Raw genomic sequence first — 18961 nt, 5'->3', positions numbered from 1 at the left:
ATCAGATGACGACCCATACCAAGCCCTCCCCAGAGGAGATTCTCAAGGCACGGGCTGATAATCCGAAAATGCGCGAACGCGATTTTGCGCAGAGTCTCGCTATATCAGAAGCCGATTTTGTTGCAGCGCATTGCGGACAGCCCGAGACGGCGTTGATTTCGGCGCGACGCATTCGCGCCGATGTTGAAACGCTGTTGAACCGCATCGCGTCTGTCGGCGAAATCATGGCGTTGACGCGCAATGAAAGCGTGGTCCATGAAAAGATCGGACCTTTTGAAAAGACCGTCTGGGGAGCGCACGCTTCGCTGGCGCTCGGCAAGGAAATCGATCTTCGCATTTTTCCAAAGCACTGGGTTCACGGTTTTGCAGTCGCCAAGCGGGACGGTGAAGCAACGCGCCGCAGCCTGCAGTTCTTCGACGCCACGGGCGAGGCGGTCTTCAAGATACATCTGCGCCCGGCTTCCGACGTTGATGCCTATGAGGCGCTCGTAACCGATATGCTGCTGGATGATCAGTCACCGGTCATCGAAACAAGCATCCTCGCTCCCAAGGGGCCGAAGGCGGATGTGTCGCTTCTCGATATCAACGCTTTCCGTGAGCGTTGGGGCGCTCTCACTGATGTGCACCAGTTTGTCGGCCTGCTGAAGGATTTCGGCGTGGACCGGCATCAGGCCGTGCATCTTGCCGGTCATGATTTCGCCTGGCGGGTCGACACGTCGTCAGTCGAGGCCATGATGAACCATGCGGTGCAGGAAAAGCTTCCGATCATGTGCTTTGTCGGTAGCCGCGGCTGCATCCAGATTCACACGGGGCCGATCCACGAGATCAAGATGATGGGCCCTTGGCTGAACGTGCTGGACCCGACTTTCCATATGCATTTGCGCCTCGATCACATCTCTGACGTCTGGGTTGTGCGCAAGCCGACCAAGGACGGGCCTGTGACCTCGCTCGAAGCTTATGATGCCAGGGGCGAACTGATTGTTCAGTTCTTCGGTGAGCGTCATGAGGGCGAAGCGGAACTGGCCGATTGGCGCATGATCGTGGAAAATCTTCCACGTCTGCCGCAATCCTCCGCTGCATAGGGTGACGGCGATGTCGTTCATTTCCTTGCGCCTCAGGCACGGAGCCGCCCTTGTCGCCATCGCACTGTCGCTGGCGACCGGCGCTGCGAGCGCCGACACTGTCGATCGTTTCACCGATACGTCGCGCATTGTTTCCGTTGGCGGATCGCTGACGGAAATAGTCTACGCTCTCGGGGCGGAAAATATGCTTGCCGGTCGTGACCAGACAAGCGTTTATCCCGAAGCCGTCAAGAAGCTGGCAGATGTGGGATATATGCGCCAGCTTGCCCCCGAAGGCGTGCTTTCGGTCAACCCGACCGGCATTCTGCTCCTCGAAGGCAGTGGCCCGCAGGATACACTCGATGTCCTGAAAAAAGCGTCCGTGCCGATGATCGTCGTGCCGGAGACCTTTACAGGCGAAAGCGTCGTCAGGAAAATCGAGATCGTGGGCGAGGCCCTCGGTCTGGAAGACAAGGCCCGGACGCTTGCCGCAGAAATATCCAGCGACATTGAGGCGGCCGAAAAGGCTGCGGCAGGCCATAACCCACGCAAGCGTGTGCTTTTCGTATTGTCGGCCCCCGGCGGACGCCTGATGGCATCAGGCACCGGCACGGCGGCTGATGGCATGATCAAGCTTGCCGGCGGTGAAAACGTCGTCAGCGAATATCACGGATACAAGCAGTTGACCGACGAGGCCGTTGAGAAGACGGCGCCTGACATGATCCTGATCATGGATACGGGCGCGGATGGGATGACGCCGGAATCGCTCATGAAAAACCCGGTTATCGCGGCAACACCGGCGGGGCGTGACGGAAACATCGTTTCGATGGAGGCGTCCTATCTGTTGGGTTTCGGGCCGCGAACCGGCGCCGCCATTCGCGACCTGTCGGCAAAACTCTATGGCGCTCCTGCGGGGCAGTAACATGGTCGGGCTTGCGCGGTTCCAGCGCGGGCCCGATTGCAAGGATTATTGGAAATGACGATCCAGGGTCGCGTGGCGCGCGAGCAGCGCATTGCAGCGCGTCATGCAGAAAACGACACGGGAGACCGCGCGGCACGCGCACGGCTCACCATCATATTGCTCGCGGCGGCCTTGTGCCTCGCTGCTCTGTTCAGCCTCACGGCTGGCGCTTCGGACGCGTCCGTGCTTTCGGTTCTGCGCACTCTGACCTCCGGTGGAACCGAGGGCGCGGATGCATTTCGCCGCGATCATCTGATCATCATGGAAATCCGCCTGCCGCGTATCGTCATGGGCATGCTGATAGGGGCGGGGCTCGCGGTTTCCGGGGCTGTCATGCAGGGGCTTTTCCGCAATCCGCTTGCCGATCCGGGCCTCGTTGGCGTTTCCGCCGGCGCGAGCCTTGGAGCGGTGTCCATGATCGTTCTGGGCGGCACCGTTCTTGCGCCGGTCATTGCTGCTCTTGGTGTCTATGCGCTGCCGCTGGCGGCATTCCTTGGCGGGCTGTGCAGCACGTTTCTGCTCTATCGTGTTGCGACGCGGCGGGGGCGGACCTCTGTGGCGACCATGCTGCTCGCAGGTATCGCACTGGCGGCGCTGGCGGGCGCTGCCACCGGCGGGCTTATCTATCTGGCCGATGACCGCCAGCTCCGCGACCTGACATTCTGGGGCCTTGGCTCGCTTGCAGGTTCCACCTGGGCGAAGATCGGCGCCGCAGGTCCGATCATTGCCGTCGTCCTCGCCGTATCGCCCTTGCTGGCACGCGGTCTCAATGCGCTGGCTCTCGGCGAAGCTGCCGCTGGCCATCTTGGCATTCAGGTGCAGCGCGTCAAGAACATCGCCATTGTTACGGTCGCTGCCGCCACCGGCGCGACGGTCGCCGTCGCAGGCGGGATCGGCTTTATCGGTATCGTCGTGCCGCATATGCTGCGCCTTGGCATCGGTCCGGATCATCGCTATCTCCTGCCGGCCTCAGCCCTGCTGGGCGCGACGCTTCTGCTGCTCGCAGATGCGGTAAGCCGCACGATTGTGGCTCCGGCGGAATTGCCGATCGGCATCATCACCGCGCTTTTCGGCGCGCCGTTCTTCCTCTGGATATTGCTGCGCCAGCGCGGCCTGCTCGATCTGTGAGGCTGTCATGATTGAAACGACTTCATTGGGCGTAAGCCTGTCGGGCAAGACCATCATCAGCGACGTCGCCTTTTCCGCCAAACCGGGCGAGGTGACGGCAATCGTCGGGCCGAACGGCTCCGGCAAGACCACGCTGCTGCGTGCGCTTTCCGGTGATATCGCCTACACCGGAACAGCCTGTCTGGATGGCAAGTCCTTCGCGGAAATCAAGCCCTGGCAGATGGCGGCGCGCCGCGCGGTGCTGCCGCAGGCAAGCGCCCTGTCATTCCCGTTCACGGTACGGGAAATTGTGAAGATCGGGCTTACGGGCGGCTATAGCGGTGTTTCTCGGGATGAAGAAAAGCGGCTGCCCGATCTCGCCTTGCAAAGGGTTGATCTTGCCGGTTTCAGCGGGCGGCTCTATCAGGAGCTTTCCGGCGGAGAGCAGCAGCGCGTGCAGCTTGCCCGTGTTCTGTGTCAGGTCTGGAAACCGGTCGTGGACGGCAAGGCGCGTTATCTGTTTCTCGATGAGCCGATTTCAAGCCTCGATATACGGCATCAGATCGTCGTGATGGAGATTGCGAAGGATTTCGCGGCGGCAGGCGGCGGAGTGATCGCGATCCTGCACGACCTCAACCTGACCGCCATGTTTGCCGACCGTATCGCGGTGATGAGCAAGGGCAAGCTCGACGTGATGGGGACGCCGCGCGAAGCGTTGACTGACGAGCGGCTCGAACGTGTCTATGAATGCTCGTTGCGGGTCGGCGTTCCGCCCGAAAAGGGCGTGCCTTTCATACTGCCGCAGTCCGCCTATCGCGCCGCCGCAGAATGAAAAAAGGTCCGGCAGCAAGCCGGACCTGTACGTTCGCACCCTGGCGCTGAGCCGTCAGCTCGCGACGCGCTCCGGTTCCATCTCATCGAGACCAAGCAGGTGCCGCACATTCGGGCGCGCCTTGACGAGGTCGGCAATGCTGTACTTCATCAGCACGGCAAAGAAGGCATTGAGCGCTTCGCGCAGCGCCGAATTCAGTGCGCAGCTATCAACCAGCGGGCATTCGGTGGCGTCGTTTTCGAAGCACTCGGCCATGGCGAAGTTTTCTTCCGTCACCCGCACGACGTCGAACAGCGAAATGTCCTGTGCCGCGCGTCCGAGCCGCACGCCGCCATTGCGGCCGCGTACCGTTTCTACCAGCCCATGCTCGACGAGCGGCTGAAGAATCTTGAACAAAAACAGTTCAGAAACGCCGTATGCGCGCGCGATTTCCGGAATGCGGCTGAGCTTGCCATCATTGGCAGCGCAGTACATGAGCATACGAACGGCATAATTCGTCTGGCGGGTAAGACGCATCACTGTTCCTTTCAACACGTCTTGAAGCAATCTCGCCTCCACAGAGGCAGCGATGCTCCAATCCTTGAGTTTGCAGCTCCAACCGAAAACGGTTCATCCCTGTTTCGGAACTGCTTTAAAATTCTGGTCCTGTCGCATCTTCGTTTCCGAAAGGTTCAAGGCGCGATCGGAACATGCGCTAAAGCGAGTATCTGTTTCTTAACCCACTTTAGAATCATTCTTAAAATATATGAAGTCTTTTCTCACCTTTAAAGGGGAAAAGTTGTTGCCGGCATCAATTCGCTGCGAGTTCCTCCCAGACCGGCCGCAAATGTCCATTTTAGCGTCACTGGCAAACATCTATCCACTCGGCGCTGACGAGTTCGGCCATCCTGTGCGGAGCGATGCGCACGGCGCTGTTGGTAGCCCCGGCTGCGGGCACGACTTCCTCATAGGTCTTCAGCGAAACATCGCAATAGACGGGCAGGGCGCTCGGCAGGCCGAACGGGCACACGCCTCCGACCGGATGGCTGGTTTCGGCAAGGACAGTCTCGGCATCCAGCATGCGCGGCTTCGTTCCAAACTGATCCTTGAACTTGCGATTGTCTATGCGGGCATCGCCGCGAGTAACGATGAGAATGGTCTGGTCCTTGGCCGAGAAGGAGAGCGTCTTGGCGATCTGCCCCGGTTCCACGCCATGCGCTTCGGCGGCGAGAACAACGGTGGCGGTGCTGGTAGGCAGTTCGATCACTTCGATTTCAGGCGCTTTGGCCGCAAAAAAGGCCTTTACGGAATCCAGACTCATAGCTTCCCTTTTTCTTATTTTGATTATTAAACTCAAGTTTAAGCCGCATTATGGCAAAGGACAAGCCCGGTCGCTTCATTGCGGCATTTTTGCATAAAAACTCTATCAGACCGGCGTCCGAATCTGCAACAAATGATGAAGATGTTGGAGAGGGCAGCGCGCTCATAACACGGCAGCCCGCGGCGCCGTGTTATGAACTGGCGTTCGGACTGCTTCAAAGATCGACCGGGCGACCGGAGGCTTCTTCTTCCAGGGTTACCGCCACATTCGCATTGGCGGAAAGTCTTACCTTGTCGCCTTCAACGTCGGCAACGAAGCCGAGTTCGATATAATGGTGATGGCCGGCGTGCTGGCCGGAATTATCGGTCTTCTTGAGCTTGATGCGGTTATCTTCAATGTGGTCGACCGTGCCGACATGCACGCCATCGGCTCCGATTACTTCCATATTTTCGCGGATTTCGTGCTGCATGGGATTTCTCCGTGTTGAATTCTGCCGAAATGGCAATCTGTGATAGAGGCTGCTCGCAAGAACCTAGTGCGCATCGGGCCGCTGGCCATGGCATCGACATCGAAAGTTGCATTTCGAGCGCCGGTTCGCTGTCGTCCTCTCAACAAGCCGCCGTTTTGATCTCTGCTATCCAGAATGCTGGCAAATGAAACAGTGCACGTTGACGTGAAAAGAAAAGCTGCTAAGAAGTCACTCGCTGAGCGATTGGTCGCAAATCGGTAGCTTGCTGCGGTTTGCTGCTTTACCGAAATCGGGAAAAGCACGAGAAGTCAATTGCCTGGAGGGGTGGCCGAGCGGTTTAAGGCACCGGTCTTGAAAACCGGCGTGCAGGAGACTGTACCGTGGGTTCGAATCCCACCCCCTCCGCCATTTTCATCGAATTCAATAAATATCAGCGATATTTGGTTGTAAGGGCGCGCGTGTTGGCTCGGGCTACGATGCCCGTATTGAAAGCCTTCGTTCTTCTCGGTCCCAAGGACGGCCGAGCTTGTGCAACTGTGGAGAACCCCAGCGCCACCAGACTGCAATCCTTGCAAAAGCGAACCTCAAATATACTACAATGTCCCATTGGTGTTCATGCCAATAAAAATCATGAACATTATCACTATGACGACCCCGAATAATGCAAGGGATTGGAGAATAGAGAATGTATCAATTTCATATTCATTAATCCTAAAATATAATATTGTATAGACTAGCATAAAATTACTTGACACGCCAGAAGATGATTCTCGATTGAGGGTGTGTGCTTTTTTTATTGATCTAATACTCGAATTTACTTTCTCTCAGGGGCGCGAAAATGAGAAGGGCGCGACAGGTTTCGCGCCCGAAGCAATGCTCAAGAGGCTTCTTCCTCGATTACATTCTGTGCGACCTGTTCGATGCCGCCGTTGAAGCGTTCGGCGGCCAGCAGTCCGAGCCATACGGCGATGAGGCACAGCACGACCGAAAAACCGATATTGAACAATGCCTTGCCCGGTTGGCCAGCCCGGAGGAGGTCCATTGTCTGCAAGCTGAAGGACGAGAAAGTGGTGAAGCCTCCGCAGACGCCGACCATGAAAGCGATGCGCCAGATTTCTGGGATAGGAAAGCGGCCTTGTTCCAGCGTCAATGCTCCGAAGAACGAGATTGCAAACGAACCGATAATATTGACGACGATAGTGCCCCAGGGAAGCTCACGGCTTACGGGAAGCATCAAGAGGGCCAGCCAATATCGCGCGACGCTTCCGATCGCTCCGCCGAGCGCTACAACGAGGGTAGCTTGCATTGTTCTGTGTCCATTCAATAATGGATAGAGGCTTCGCCGTCTGCTTCCGGAATCTTGATAAGTATCCTGCTTCACGAGGCATTGCGACGCGCTCTTCTCCTGTTTCAATTCAAGCAGGAGTCATCAGCCAATTGCTGGCAGTTTCGGGAGAACCCCATTCCCATCACGTATGGCAAAGGCCATGGGGGATTTATACTGAAAACCGGGACCGCCCGTCAATCTGACGGGCGCGGCTCCATCGCCCGTACCGATCACAAAGCGGTAATCAGTTGAGAGCGCCGCCTTTGCGCCGACCCAGACGGCGTCTTGCGGCGTCGCTTGCGCGATAAATGAATGAAGCGGGTGCGGGCAAGGTGCGACGCATGAAGGCGACCTTGCGCAAATAGTTTTCGATTTTCCAGGTAGCCCATGTGCCACCGCGGAAATAGGCGACGTCGCCCGCCCGCAAGGTGCGGGTGCCGCCGTCCGCATCGGTGACGTGGACTTCGCCTTCAAGGATATAGACGGTTTCGTCCCAGCCGAAATACCAGCGGAAGGTACCTGCGGTGCAATCCCATATGGCGGTATAGGCGGCCCCGTCCGCGCTTGCCGATTGCTCGCTGGAGCGGGCCTGCGGATTGCCATCCAGCACCCAGTCAGGATTGATCGGCGCGGGCTTCAACTCCATTTCCATTGCATTGTCGGAGACGACGGCGGGCCCCTGGGGCGCAACGAAGACCCTTGGCATTGTCCGAGCTACAGCAAGGACGGCACTCGCAAACATCAATTTCCAAGCCATGATTTCCCCCGATTGGCTGCTATCCATCAGATAGCGGCTAATCGTCAGAAATCGGTTAAGGTACGGGGGGAATCGGTCGCCCCGTGCAACTAATGCGATAGGCGCGGACGGCAGAGTTTCCATATCAGCGGCACTGCAAGAATTGCGATGGCGCCGACGCCTGCGAAGAACGGTCCATATCCGAAATATTGCGCCACGTAGCCCGATGCGACGCCGCCCGCCATGCTGATGAGAGCATCCATGCACTGGAACAGGGTGAAGTCCACCCCGGCCTGCCTCGGATCCGACCAGTGCATGAACTGCGCATACAGCGCGACGAAACCAAGTGCCACAACGCCGGAGGAACTCGCCACTGCAACCGCAATGAGCACGACGCCCGCATTCCTGTCGGTGGAATGGAGGGCAAAGAACAGGAAGCAGAAAGCCTGGAGCAGCAGGGCCGCGACCAGAATGCCGCGAACGCCGAAAGCGCGAACCAGCCAGCCACCGGCCAGCGCCGCCGCAAGGCCGATGAACATGCTGCCTGCTCCGTTCAAAATGCCGACCGTGGTGAGGTCAAGCCCTGCATCGATGAGAAACGGGCCGAGCATTGCCAGTCCGGCCTTTTGCGCGATCACATAGACCGCAGCCGCCGCAAGGCCGCGTCTGATTTCCGGTCGCCGCCATGCGGCCAGCAGGGAAGGGGTGTGAGGGCGATCCTCGATGCTGTCTCGGCCGCGCGAAAAGACCGCGAAAGGCAGGCCGAGCAGCACGAGGACTGCGGCCATGGTCCAGATGGCAACCTGCCAGCCCGCTTTGTCCACTAGGATCAGAAAGGCACCGGCGCCGATGGCCGACCCGAGATAGGCGCCGCCGACCTGCGCCGCATTGCCCCAACCGTAGTTTTCGGGCGACAGGCTTTGCACGGCATAGCCGTCACAGGCGATGTCCACAGTCGCCGTGGCAAAGGCGACGACGGCCAGGATCGCAAGCAGCAGATAGACCTGTCCCGGATCGACAAAGCCGATGACAAGGAGGCAGAGAACGGACAGAAAGCCGCCGCCGAGAATAATGGTGGCGGTGCGGGTTTTGCCCGCCGGAGGCAGCCGGAAACGCTCTACCGCGGGCGCCCAGAGAAACTTGAGCGCCCAGGGCAGAATGATGAGCGAAACGAGGCCGATCTGGTCGAGCGATACGCCATTGTCGCGCATGATCGCTGGCAAACCCGTCCACGTCATGCCGCCAATGACACTCTGGGCGATGTAGAGGCCGCCGATCGTCGCAAACACGGCGACCGGCGAGGGTGCTTTGTCCATCCGCTCCATTTGGGCCATCAGAAGCGGTAGCGGAGGCTGCCGAACACCTGGCGGCCTTCCTGCTGATAGCAATAGCCTGCCGTGCAGACCGGGTCGCGATTGTCGAAGATGTTCTTGGCGTTGACCTGCAACAGAACGCCTTCAAGCTTCGGATCCTGATAACCGAAATCATAGGAAACGGCGGCATCGACCATGATGCGGGATTCGTTCTTGAAGCTGTTCAGATCGTCTCCATAGCTGGAGCTGACGTAACGAATGCCGGAACCGAGGCCGAGACCGGCAAGCACGCCGTTCTCGATCTTGTAGTTGCCCCAGAGCGACAGGACATCGTTCGGCGTGCCGGAGAGTTCGTTGCCGACGGTGCCTTCCGCGCCCTTGTCGATCTTGACCCGCAAGTGGGTGTAGGAAGCGATGATGCCGATGCCGTTATCGAGCGTGGCATTGGCTTCAAGCTCGAAACCGCGCGAATTCAGATCGAGCTGGCGCTGCTTGTTCATGCCCGAAGACGCATCGAGCACGATGCCGTCCTTCTGGTCGATGTCGAACAATGAAGCGCTGATGACGGCGTTATAACCGGGAATTTCGTATTTGACGCCGATTTCCTTCTGGCGACCGATGGTCGGATTGGCGACGTGCCTGTCATCGCTCGCGACGTCATCGTAAACGAAGCCGATATTGGGAGAGAAGGAGGTCGAATAGTTGACGTAGGGGATAAGGCCCCATTCGGTCTTGTAAGCCACGCCGACGCGTCCCGAGAACGCGCTGTCGTTCTGCCTGGTATCGGTATAGTCGACATCCGTGGTCGTGGACTTCACCCAGTCATAGCGGCCACTGCCGAACACGGTCAGGTTGTCCCACTCGATCTGGTCATGCGCGTAGATGCCGACCTGATTCATCTTCTGGGCGCCGTTGAACGGAACGTCCATTGCGCGAATGTCTTCAATCGACACGTAGGACAGGCCGCTATAGGCCTTGTAGTCCGACCAGGCATAGTCGATGCCAGCGATTGCCTTGTGGGTCAGCGCTCCGGTTTCAAAATCGAACTGCGCCATCGTGTCGACGACGAAGTTCTTCATGCGCTCCTTGTAGTGGCCCCAGTAGCGGGCGAGATCGGCGCTGCCTTCCTGCGGATAATGGCCGCTATATTCAAGGTCGGCATCGACATCGCTGTAGCGGACATTCTGGCGAACGGTCAGCAGATCGTTGAAACGATGCTCGAATTCGTAACCAACGCGGCCCTGCTTCTGCACGAAATCATTATAGTTCGGATCGCCTTCGTAGAGGTTGGAAACCTCGCCATAGGACGGATTGTAGAACGCCGCCGTGCAGCCGGTCACGGAGCGGGAAAACTCGCTGAGGAATGTAAAGCGCGTGTCTTCATCCGGCTTTATGGTGAATGACGGGGCAATGTAATATTTGTCGTCCGGATAGCCGGGCAGTTCGGTATCGCTAATGCGGCCAAGGCCGGTAATGCGATAGAGGAATGTTTTGTCTTCATTGGCCGGCCCGGACAGGTCGAAAGCGGCCTGATAGCGATTGTGGCTGCCGAACAGCAACTCCACCTCACGGAATTCTTCTTCCTTCGGGCGCTTGGTAACGACGTTGACGATACCGCCGGGGCCGCTCACGCCATAGAGGGAGGAAGCCGGGCCCTTCAGCACCGTAATGCCCTCGATGCCGTATGGATCGGTTTTCAGCCACGCAGACGGGCCGTTGATGATGCGCAGGCCATCGCGAAACATGCCGGTGTAATAGGCCGGGAAACCACGCAGATAGAACGCGTCATACCGTGTGTCGAAGCCGAAATTGTTCGGATTGGCGCTCGCCGTATAGCTCAACGCATCGTTGAGCGTAACAGGCTTCTGGTCTTCCATCTGGCGCTGGGTGATGACCGAAATGGACTGCGGAATCCTGACGATATCCGTGTCGATCTTGGTGCCTTCACGATCTCTCTTGGCGACATAACCGTCCTGAACGAGCGTGTCGTTGCTCTGCGACTGGATCGTAACCGTGTCCAGAACAAGCGGTTGCGCGCTGTCCTGAGCCAGCGAAATCGCAGTGGAAGCAAGAAGGGTGGAGCAGGTCAAAGCCAGGTTCAGCCGACCGTGACGGGAATAGAAGCGCATGCGGATCCCTCGGTTCATAAGCCTGTCGCGAGCGTTCCCCGTCTCGTGACATTAAATAAGAGTCTGCTACTCAACTATAAAATGGAGTAACAGAGTCAACAATTATTAGGGGGCAATCGAAGGGTAAGGGTGAGGTCCGGCTTGCGGCTGCGATCTATCTGCAACACTTTGCCCGTGCTTCCGCAACCCTGTATGGCGGGCGTGAAGCAGCTTGCGAACAAGGGTTGTGCCGGGCGCTTGGAAAAGGTCAGCCGATCTCCCGGGATGCGGTCGGCGTGTGATAATAAAGGGGGAAGATCAGGCCGTAGGGAATGGTCACGACATCGGCCATCTGGTCGTCGGTGGGGCGATCATCGCTCATGCTATCGCGGTCCGTGTGACCGGCATCAATATCCAGCTCCGACAGTACGACGATGATCGTGCTCCAGAGCAGGAATGGAAGCAGGGCGATGGCGATATAGATATAGCTCGTGTCCATGCTGCGATGGTGAGCTACGAAGTCTCCTTCATCAAGGAACAGACTTCTCAAGTTCGGCCGCTTTGCAGTCGGATTTTGCTTTTGCCGTGGGCGCCACCGGAATTGCTCCGGTGGCGAAAATCATGCGGAGACGATTGCGTCGTTGGGGGCGGGCAGTTCAAACAGCCGGGCGCCGTTCTCGGTGCCCTTTTCCTCATAGCCGATGATCCGGAACCATTTCACAATGTCGGAACGGTCGAGCCAGCTTCGCGAGTGGACAGGCAGATCGCCCGCCAGCGCCTGAATCTGCCGGATATGCTGCTTGCAGAAGCGCACGGTGTTGCGGTTGAAGAATTCTTCCTTCGCGGCGAAAAGCGTGTCCGTCGCGCCATCCGCTTCGTGCCACGCGATGATTGCCACCACCTTGTCGTCTTGCAGCAAGGCATGTGCACGACCTTCCCGCAGGTTCATCATCAGGTTGTCATAGGCGGCTTTGGTATCCTTGCCGGCGGCGATATATTCGATCGCCATGCGCCTCGAAAGGTCATGAAAAACGCTTTCAAGATCACCGACAGTCGCTGTGCGTGCCTTCATTTTTCTGACCTCCCTTCGTTTCACTCCCGTCGTGCGCAAACCACGACGGCCCATAATGACCTCTTTCGGCCACCGCTTTCAACGTGAAAAGCCGGGGCCGGTTCCGGTCGGGCGAGGCGAATTTTCCCTGCGGAAGCGGGCTCAAGGGCGTTGCCGGGCAATATTCGGCGGGCAAATCCTGCAATCACGTGCCTGCAATCACGTGATTGTGAAAACAACGCGCCATACCGCCCAAGCAAGCGGATTTCCGGTCGTTCTGCGGGGCTTTTCCGAACGCGCTAAAGCCCCGGTTTTATAGAGACCTCGGCATGTTTATGCACAACTAGGGTACAAGATATTTGAACTATTCTGAAGGTATGTGTATCCAGCGTATATGTTTCTCGTCTGCGTATCGTGGAATTTCTCGGAAACACCTCAAAAAGTCTTACCCACCAGATCGGCAGGAAACGACATGACCGACCTCCCCGGATATCCGAGTCGTCGCAGTTTTCTGAAAGCCTCCGCAGCAAGTGTGATGCTTTCAGGGCTCGCTGTCTCAGCAAAAGCGGAACCGCAAACTCCCCCGGTTCCACTCGAACAATATGAACGCCAGTATTTCAATGAAGTCGAATGGGCTTTCGTCCTTGCCGCCACGGCGAGACTGATCCCGTCCGAAGGCGACGGCCCCGGCGCCATCGAAGCCCGTGTTCCCGTATTCATCGATCTCCAGCTCGCCGGCGATTTCGGTCGCGCGGATGACTGGTACATGGTCGGACCCCACGATCCGTCCGCAGATCCGACGCGCGGCTGGCAGACACCGCTGAACCCTGCGCAGATTTACCGGCAGGGCATTCCCGCATTCAACGCATGGTGCGAGCAGAAGTACGGCGCGGCTTTCTCCGCCCTGACTGGTGAACAGCAGGACGCGGCGCTGACCTCGCTGCAGAAAGGGGAGGTCGGCCTTCAGCCTGAACTGCGCGACTTCTTCACGCTTCTCTTGCAGAACACCAAGGAAGGCTATTTCGCCGATCCGATGTATGGCGGCAATCACGGCATGCAGGCGTGGAGCTATATCGGCTTCCCCGGTGCGCGCGGCAGCTACAAGGAATGGGTCGAACGCTACAATGTTCGCTACCCGCTGGGCCCGGTCTCGATCAAGGGCGAAAGGGCTTAACGATGGCACGTCAGGAAAAGAAAAAAGACGTGGTTGTGGTCGGCCTCGGCTGGACCGGAGCCATCCTGTCCATGGAACTGGCGCAGGAAGGGCTTGAAATCGTCGCGCTCGAGCGCGGGCATGACCAGAACACGGTCCCGGATTTCAAATATCCCAACATGATCGACGAGCTGAAATACGGCGTGCGCCTGAAGATGATGCAGCGCGCCAGCCAGCAGACCGTCACGATCCGCCGCAACGCCGACGAAGTCGCCTTGCCCTACCGCAGCTTCGGCTCGTTTCTGCCCGGCAACGGTGTCGGCGGAGCGGGCACGCACTGGAACGGCCTGAACTGGCGTCCGCAGCCCGAAGAGCTGCGCCTGCGCTCCTATGTCAAGGAACGCTGGGGCGAGCAGATCATTCCCGAAGACATGCTTCTCGGCGACTACCCGATCCACTATGACGAGCTGGAGCCTTTCTTCGACCGTTTCGAGCGCATCGCGGGCATTTCCGGCAAGGCGGGCAATCTGAAGGGAAAGATCGTCGAAGGCGGCAATCCGTTCGAGGGCTGGCGTTCCAATGACTACCCGATGCCGCCGATGCACACCACCTGGGACGGACGGAAGTTTGCCGATGCGGCTCAGGGCATGGGGTATCACCCGTTCCCGTCGCCGGGCGGCATTGCCTCAACCGCCTATGTCAACGAATATGGCATGCAGATGGGGCCGTGCAATCACTGCGGTTTCTGCGAGCGTTTCGGCTGCTACCAGTATTCCAAATCATCGCCGCAGACGGCCATCCTCGATGCGCTGAAGCGCATGCCGAATTTCTCCTATCGCACGGAGTCTGAAGTTCTTCGCGTCGAAATGGCGCCGGACGGTAAGACCGCCACGGGCGTGACCTATTTCGACGAGGCGACGCAGGAAGAAGTATTCCAGCCCGCCGATATCGTCATCCTCGCGTCCTTCTCGCTCAACAACGTGCATCTGGCGCTTCTGTCGGGCATCGGTCAGCCATACGACCCGGTAACGGGCGAGGGCGTCACCGGGCGCAACTATGCCTATCAGATGAATGGCGGCGTGACGCTCTTCTTCAAGGATGAGGAATTCAACCCTTTCATCGGCACCGGCGCGAACGGCATGTGCATCGACGATTTCGGTGTCAACCAGATCGATTTCGGACGGGAAGGCTTCATCGGCGGTTCGTACTGGCGCGCCGGCCAGACCAACGGCCAGCCGATCCGCAGCATGGCGCTGCCATCCGGTACACCGGCATGGGGCGGCGCGTGGAAAAAGGCCATCGCCGAATGGTACGGCCATTCCATGTCGATCGGCAGCCATGGTTCGCACATGTCCTACCGGACCAACCATCTCGATCTGGACCCGACCTACAAGGACCGTCACGGTCGCCCGCTCATGCGCATGACCTTCAACTGGAATCCGAACGATATTCGGATGACCCAGTACATGAAGACCAAGATGGAAGCGCTGGCCAAGACGATGAACCCCGACCTGATGCAGTCGTCCTTCAAGAAGGAAGGCGCGCAGTATGACGTGCGCCCATACCAGACGACGCACAATACGGGTGGCCATATCATGTCGGACAATCCGCGTGAGGGCGTGGTCAACCGCTATTCGCAGGCATGGGACAAGCACAATGTGTTCCTGACCGGCGCGGGCAATTTCGTGCAGAACACGCAGTACAATCCGACAGGTCTGCTCGGCGGGCTTGCCTATTCGACTGCGCATGCGATCCGCACGCAATACCTGTCCAATCCGCGTCCGCTGATCTGAGGAGAATGGTGATGAAGACTTTTCTTCGCATAATCGGCGCTCTCGTCGTCATCGGAATTGTCGCGCTGCTGGCCTTCATCTTCGTGCCGGTACAGCTGACGAAGCCGACCAGGGAACTGGCGGCGGACTGGAAACCCGCCGAAGGGCAGGGCCAGTATGTCATGTATGCATCGGACTGCATGGCCTGCCACACGGCGGAAGGCGGCAAGCCTTTTGCCGGTGGACGCCCGATTGCAAGCCCAATGGGTACGATCTGGACGACCAACATCACCCCGGACAAGGAAACCGGCATCGGAAACTGGACACTCGATCAGTTCCGCGCCGCTCTTTATGACGGCATTCGTGCCGATGGCTCACATCTCTATCCGGCAATGCCTTACGAGAACTATCGCAAGCTGACCGAGGAAGATGTCCGCGCGCTGTATGATTATTTCATGCATCAGGTACAGCCGGTGAACAATGTCGTTCAGGAAACCAAGCTCGGCTTCCCGTTCAACATGCGTTTCGGCATTCGTGCATGGAACTGGCTGGCTCTCGGTCAGGAAGCGGGCTTCAAGGCCGCAGGCAAGTCGGAAGCACAGGATCGCGGCCAGTATCTGGTCGAGGGCCCGGCTCACTGCGCCGCCTGCCACAGCCCGCGCAATCCGCTGATGGCGCAGAGCGGCACGCAGGTTGGTGACAAGGACTTCCTCACCGGCGGCGTCGTCGATGGCTGGAACGCACCGTCGCTGCGCGGCGCAAATTCCGCCCCGCAGAAGTGGTCCATCGAGGAACTGGCGACCTATCTTGCAACAGGCCGCAATTCCTACTCCACGGCCAATGGCGAAATGGGCCTTGCGGTCGAACATTCGCTTCAGCATCTCACCGATGCCGACAATCTGGCGATTGCCGCATTCCTGAAGGGGATTGACGGTGCTGCCGTTGAAGTGCCGCAGGAGTTTGCCGTGAAGGCGTCCAAGGCGCTGCCAGCCGCCCCGGCTGATGCCGCCGGTGAAGCAACGACAAAGATGCTGACCGAAGCTTCTCCCGATATGCCGCTTGGTGCGCGGCTCTATCTCGACAACTGTGCTGCCTGCCATTTCGTGACGGGCAGGGGGGCTCCGGGAATCTTCCCCGAGCTTGCCGGTAATGATCTGGTGACAGGTTCGGAAACGAAGCCGCTGATCTCGATCATCCTGCACGGCGCCGAGGTTCCGTCCACGACAAAGCGTCCGATGCGTCTTGTGATGCAGGGCTATGCCGACCGCCTGACGGACGATGAAGTTGCCGAACTGGCTACCTTCGTGCGCTCCGCATGGGGCAACAGCGCCGGGCCGGTGAAGGCGGCGGATGTTGCAACGGTCCGCAACAGCCAGACCCACTGACAACGAAGCGCCGATCTGACTGAATCAGATCGGCGCTCTGTCCCATTGTTTTGGGCGATCTTTCCCGAAAACCGTTTCACACTTTTCGGGATGCTCTTTAAAGAACGGCGGAATGAAAGTTCCGCCGTTTTGTCATTCAGGCGGCTTCGATGTCGCGCATCGGCGGGTTGCCGTAGAAGCGACTATATTCGCGGCTGAACTGCGACGGGCTTTGATAGCCGACGCGATGGCCCGCCGTGCCGGCGTCCAGCCGCTCGACCAGCATCAGCCTGCGGGCTTCGTTGAGGCGGAGCTGCTTTTGATACTGCACCGGCGTCATCGCCGTGATCGCCTTGAAATGGTGATGAAACGACGACGCGCTCATATTGACGTGTTCGGCAAGCTGTTCGATCCGCAACGGTGCGGCAAAGTTCTGGCGAAGCCATGCGATAGCCCGCGCTATACGGTTGGCCTGGCTGTCGGCGGTGGCGATGTTGATCAGTCGCTCGCCGCCGGAACCCGTCAGCAGGCGATAGAGGATTTCCTGTTCGATCAGGGGCGCCATCACCGGAATATCGTCGGGGTTGTCGAGAAGGCGCAGCAGGCGCAAGGCGGCATCGAGCAGGCCCGCAGGCGCGGCGTTGACGGTTATTCCCCATTGATCCCCATCGGCTAGCATCCGTCTGCGAACATCCACACGGCCGATCAGGTCGGTCAGTTTCTCGCTGTCGATGGCGAGCGCCAGACACAGATGCGGCGCTTCCGGGCTGGCCTCCACCACGCGCCATGTGACCGGCAGGTCCAGCGACGTCACCAGATATTCGCCCTTGGTATAGTTGATCGTTTCGGAACCGAGGCGCAGCGATTTTGCGCCTTGCAGCACCATGGCGAGGCAGGGCCTGTAACTGCTGTGGCACGGTATGCTTGGCGTCGTGCGCCTGCTGATCGACAGGCCCTCGATCGGCGTGCGGTATTCGCCGTCCTGTGCGGTGAAACGCTCCGCGAGAGCGGCAAGCTCGTTATAGGTCTCTGTCAATGACGTCATGGATGATCCGGTCAGATGAAATGGAATAGAGCAATTATTGCGCAAGCGGGTCGGTATCGGCAATCGCGAAACAGGCAGTTTTGCAGGATCGTGCAAGAAGCTTGCAGGATCGGTCTACCGCATCTGCCCGGGTCTCCGGCATATTCCGCCTGCTTCCCCAATCCAATAAATGGAGTCTATCATGGCCATAGCAAGAGGTTATGCTGCTACGGATGCAGACGAGCCGTTGGTTCCGTTCACATTTGAACGGCGCGAGCCCAACGCGGATGACGTGGTCATCTCGATCCAGTATTGCGGCGTCTGCCATTCCGACATCCATACCGTTCGCAATGAATGGAAGAATGCCGTTTATCCCATCGTTCCGGGACATGAAATCGCAGGCGTCGTGACTGCCGTCGGCGATGCGGTCACCAAATTCAAGGTCGGCGACAAGGTCGGCGTCGGCTGCTTCGTGGATTCCTGCGTCGGCTGCGCCAGCCGGGATGTCGACAACGAGCAATATCTTCCGGGCCTCATCCAGACCTACAACACCTTCGACGCCGAAGGAAAGGAACGGACGCAGGGCGGATATTCGGACCATATCGTCGTGAAGGAAGGATATGTCCTTTCCATGCCCGACAATCTTCCGCTCGATGCGGCAGCTCCGCTGCTTTGCGCGGGTATCACGCTTTATTCGCCGCTGCGCCACTGGAATGCAGGTCCGGGCAAGCGGGTCGCGATCATCGGCATGGGCGGGCTCGGGCATATGGGCGTCAAGCTCGCCAACGCCATGGGCGCGCATGTGACGGTGCTGAGCCAGTCGCTTTCCAAGAAGGAAGACGGTCTCAAGCTCGGCGCTCATGAATATTACGCCACCAGCGACGCAGCCACCTTCGAGAAGCTGGCCGGAACGTTCGACCTCATCATCTGCACGGTCGGCGTCGCCATCGACTGGAATGCCTATCTTGCGCTGCTCAAGGTAAACGGCACCATGGTTGTTGTCGGCGTGCCGGAACATATGGTGCCGGTGCACGCCTTCTCGCTCATTCCGGGCCGCAAGTCGCTTGCGGGATCGATGATCGGCTCGATCAAGGAAACGCAGGAAATGCTGGACTTCTGTGGCCAGCACAACATCGTTTCCGAAATCGAGAAGATCAATATCCAGGAGATCAACGAAGCCTATGAACGCGTCCTGAAGAGTGATGTGCGCTACCGCTTCGTCATCGACATGGCTTCGCTGGCAGCGTGATGTAGGCCGGAGGACAGGGCATTTCCCGTTTCAACCGAATATTGGAGATGCACGTCTATCCAGAAATGCAAAACCCCGGCCCATCGGTGCCGGGGTTTTGCCTTGGATAATCAGTGCCTGCGCAGGTTTTTCCA

18 protein-coding genes, 1 tRNA gene and 1 riboswitch are annotated in these 18961 nt (G+C 58.6%); of the genes, 9 read left to right on the top strand and 10 right to left on the bottom strand.

From position 1 onward, the window contains the following. Positions 1 to 5 precede the first annotated feature (5 nt). Genes ABWW28_RS09170 through ABWW28_RS09155 form a run of 4 tightly spaced genes read left to right on the top strand, consistent with a single transcriptional unit; the run spans position 6 to position 3961 of the window. Positions 6 to 1082, top strand: a complete 1077-nt coding sequence (locus ABWW28_RS09170; protein ID WP_176587744.1) for a hemin-degrading factor — start codon at positions 6 to 8, stop codon at positions 1080 to 1082. Positions 1083 to 1092: 10 nt separating this feature from the next. Continuing rightward, positions 1093 to 1983 (top strand): heme/hemin ABC transporter substrate-binding protein, encoded by an 891-nt coding sequence (locus tag ABWW28_RS09165; RefSeq protein WP_176587745.1) that lies wholly within the window; start codon positions 1093 to 1095, stop codon positions 1981 to 1983. Positions 1984 to 2037: 54 nt separating this feature from the next. After that, on the top strand, positions 2038 to 3150 hold the full coding sequence (locus tag ABWW28_RS09160) for a FecCD family ABC transporter permease (protein WP_176587746.1): 1113 nt from the start codon (positions 2038 to 2040) through the stop codon (positions 3148 to 3150). A 7-nt stretch (positions 3151 to 3157) separates the two neighbouring features. After that, complete coding sequence (locus tag ABWW28_RS09155) at positions 3158 to 3961, top strand: heme ABC transporter ATP-binding protein (protein ID WP_112669835.1); 804 nt, start codon at positions 3158 to 3160, stop codon at positions 3959 to 3961. 54 nt (positions 3962 to 4015) lie between these two features. Here the strand turns inward: ABWW28_RS09155 and rirA are convergent, their stop codons facing one another. From rirA to ABWW28_RS09140, 3 genes are all read right to left on the bottom strand, one after another. After that, positions 4016 to 4477 carry an iron-responsive transcriptional regulator RirA gene (rirA, locus tag ABWW28_RS09150; RefSeq protein WP_006471360.1) on the bottom strand — a complete coding sequence of 154 codons (462 nt, stop codon included), beginning with the start codon at positions 4475 to 4477 and terminating at the stop codon, positions 4016 to 4018. 325 nt (positions 4478 to 4802) lie between these two features. After that, positions 4803 to 5261, bottom strand: a complete 459-nt coding sequence (locus ABWW28_RS09145; RefSeq protein ID WP_100649960.1) for a YbaK/EbsC family protein — start codon at positions 5259 to 5261, stop codon at positions 4803 to 4805. Positions 5262 to 5475: 214 nt separating this feature from the next. Then, the gene (locus tag ABWW28_RS09140) at positions 5476 to 5730 is read right to left on the bottom strand and encodes a DUF2171 domain-containing protein (RefSeq protein WP_113462697.1); all 255 of its coding nucleotides are present in this window, start codon (positions 5728 to 5730) and stop codon (positions 5476 to 5478) included. 318 nt (positions 5731 to 6048) lie between these two features. Between ABWW28_RS09140 and ABWW28_RS09135 the strand changes: the two genes are divergently transcribed. Further along, positions 6049 to 6138, top strand: a tRNA-Ser gene (locus ABWW28_RS09135). Between the two features lie 469 nt (positions 6139 to 6607). Here the strand turns inward: ABWW28_RS09135 and crcB are convergent. The 6 genes from crcB to ABWW28_RS09105 all read right to left on the bottom strand — a co-directional run bounded on the left by crcB (position 6608) and on the right by ABWW28_RS09105 (position 12286). Continuing rightward, complete coding sequence (gene crcB, locus ABWW28_RS09130; RefSeq protein WP_006471356.1) at positions 6608 to 7036, bottom strand: fluoride efflux transporter CrcB; 429 nt, start codon at positions 7034 to 7036, stop codon at positions 6608 to 6610. A 107-nt stretch (positions 7037 to 7143) separates the two neighbouring features. Then, positions 7144 to 7207, bottom strand: a riboswitch (Fluoride riboswitch). Positions 7208 to 7301: 94 nt separating this feature from the next. Beyond that, positions 7302 to 7814 carry a cupin domain-containing protein gene (locus tag ABWW28_RS09125; RefSeq protein WP_025090302.1) on the bottom strand — a complete coding sequence of 171 codons (513 nt, stop codon included), beginning with the start codon at positions 7812 to 7814 and terminating at the stop codon, positions 7302 to 7304. An 89-nt stretch (positions 7815 to 7903) separates the two neighbouring features. Continuing rightward, complete coding sequence (locus ABWW28_RS09120) at positions 7904 to 9109, bottom strand: MFS transporter (RefSeq protein ID WP_176587781.1); 1206 nt, start codon at positions 9107 to 9109, stop codon at positions 7904 to 7906. Between the two features lie 17 nt (positions 9110 to 9126). Next, positions 9127 to 11235, bottom strand: a complete 2109-nt coding sequence (locus ABWW28_RS09115; protein ID WP_176587782.1) for a TonB-dependent siderophore receptor — start codon at positions 11233 to 11235, stop codon at positions 9127 to 9129. 247 nt (positions 11236 to 11482) lie between these two features. Continuing rightward, complete coding sequence (locus tag ABWW28_RS09110) at positions 11483 to 11764, bottom strand: hypothetical protein (protein WP_244629870.1); 282 nt, start codon at positions 11762 to 11764, stop codon at positions 11483 to 11485. Positions 11765 to 11833: 69 nt separating this feature from the next. Next, a complete protein-coding gene (locus ABWW28_RS09105) occupies positions 11834 to 12286 on the bottom strand; it encodes a hypothetical protein (protein ID WP_006471351.1) in 453 nt (150 codons plus the stop codon). Between the two features lie 451 nt (positions 12287 to 12737). On the opposite strand from ABWW28_RS09105, the gene ABWW28_RS09100 reads away from it, so the two are divergent. From ABWW28_RS09100 to ABWW28_RS09090, 3 genes are read left to right on the top strand one after another with little or no spacing between them, the layout of a single operon-like run. Continuing rightward, positions 12738 to 13439 carry a gluconate 2-dehydrogenase subunit 3 family protein gene (locus tag ABWW28_RS09100; protein WP_176587783.1) on the top strand — a complete coding sequence of 234 codons (702 nt, stop codon included), beginning with the start codon at positions 12738 to 12740 and terminating at the stop codon, positions 13437 to 13439. A gap of 2 nt (positions 13440 to 13441) precedes the next feature. Continuing rightward, positions 13442 to 15211 (top strand): GMC family oxidoreductase, encoded by a 1770-nt coding sequence (locus tag ABWW28_RS09095; protein ID WP_006471349.1) that lies wholly within the window; start codon positions 13442 to 13444, stop codon positions 15209 to 15211. Positions 15212 to 15222: 11 nt separating this feature from the next. Next, the gene (locus tag ABWW28_RS09090; RefSeq protein WP_176587784.1) at positions 15223 to 16575 is read left to right on the top strand and encodes a cytochrome c; all 1353 of its coding nucleotides are present in this window, start codon (positions 15223 to 15225) and stop codon (positions 16573 to 16575) included. Between the two features lie 136 nt (positions 16576 to 16711). Here ABWW28_RS09090 and ABWW28_RS09085 read toward each other — a convergent pair whose 3' ends face one another. Beyond that, positions 16712 to 17599 carry an AraC family transcriptional regulator gene (locus ABWW28_RS09085; protein ID WP_176587785.1) on the bottom strand — a complete coding sequence of 296 codons (888 nt, stop codon included), beginning with the start codon at positions 17597 to 17599 and terminating at the stop codon, positions 16712 to 16714. Between the two features lie 181 nt (positions 17600 to 17780). Between ABWW28_RS09085 and ABWW28_RS09080 the strand changes: the two genes are divergently transcribed. Next, the gene (locus ABWW28_RS09080) at positions 17781 to 18827 is read left to right on the top strand and encodes an NAD(P)-dependent alcohol dehydrogenase (RefSeq protein WP_112669817.1); all 1047 of its coding nucleotides are present in this window, start codon (positions 17781 to 17783) and stop codon (positions 18825 to 18827) included. Positions 18828 to 18961: the final 134 nt, after the last annotated feature.

This window comes from Brucella sp. NBRC 14130, from assembly GCF_040371715.1.
Classification (GTDB): Bacteria; Pseudomonadota; Alphaproteobacteria; order Rhizobiales; family Rhizobiaceae; genus Brucella; species Brucella intermedia.
This window is presented reverse-complemented; position numbering and strand designations above follow the sequence as displayed.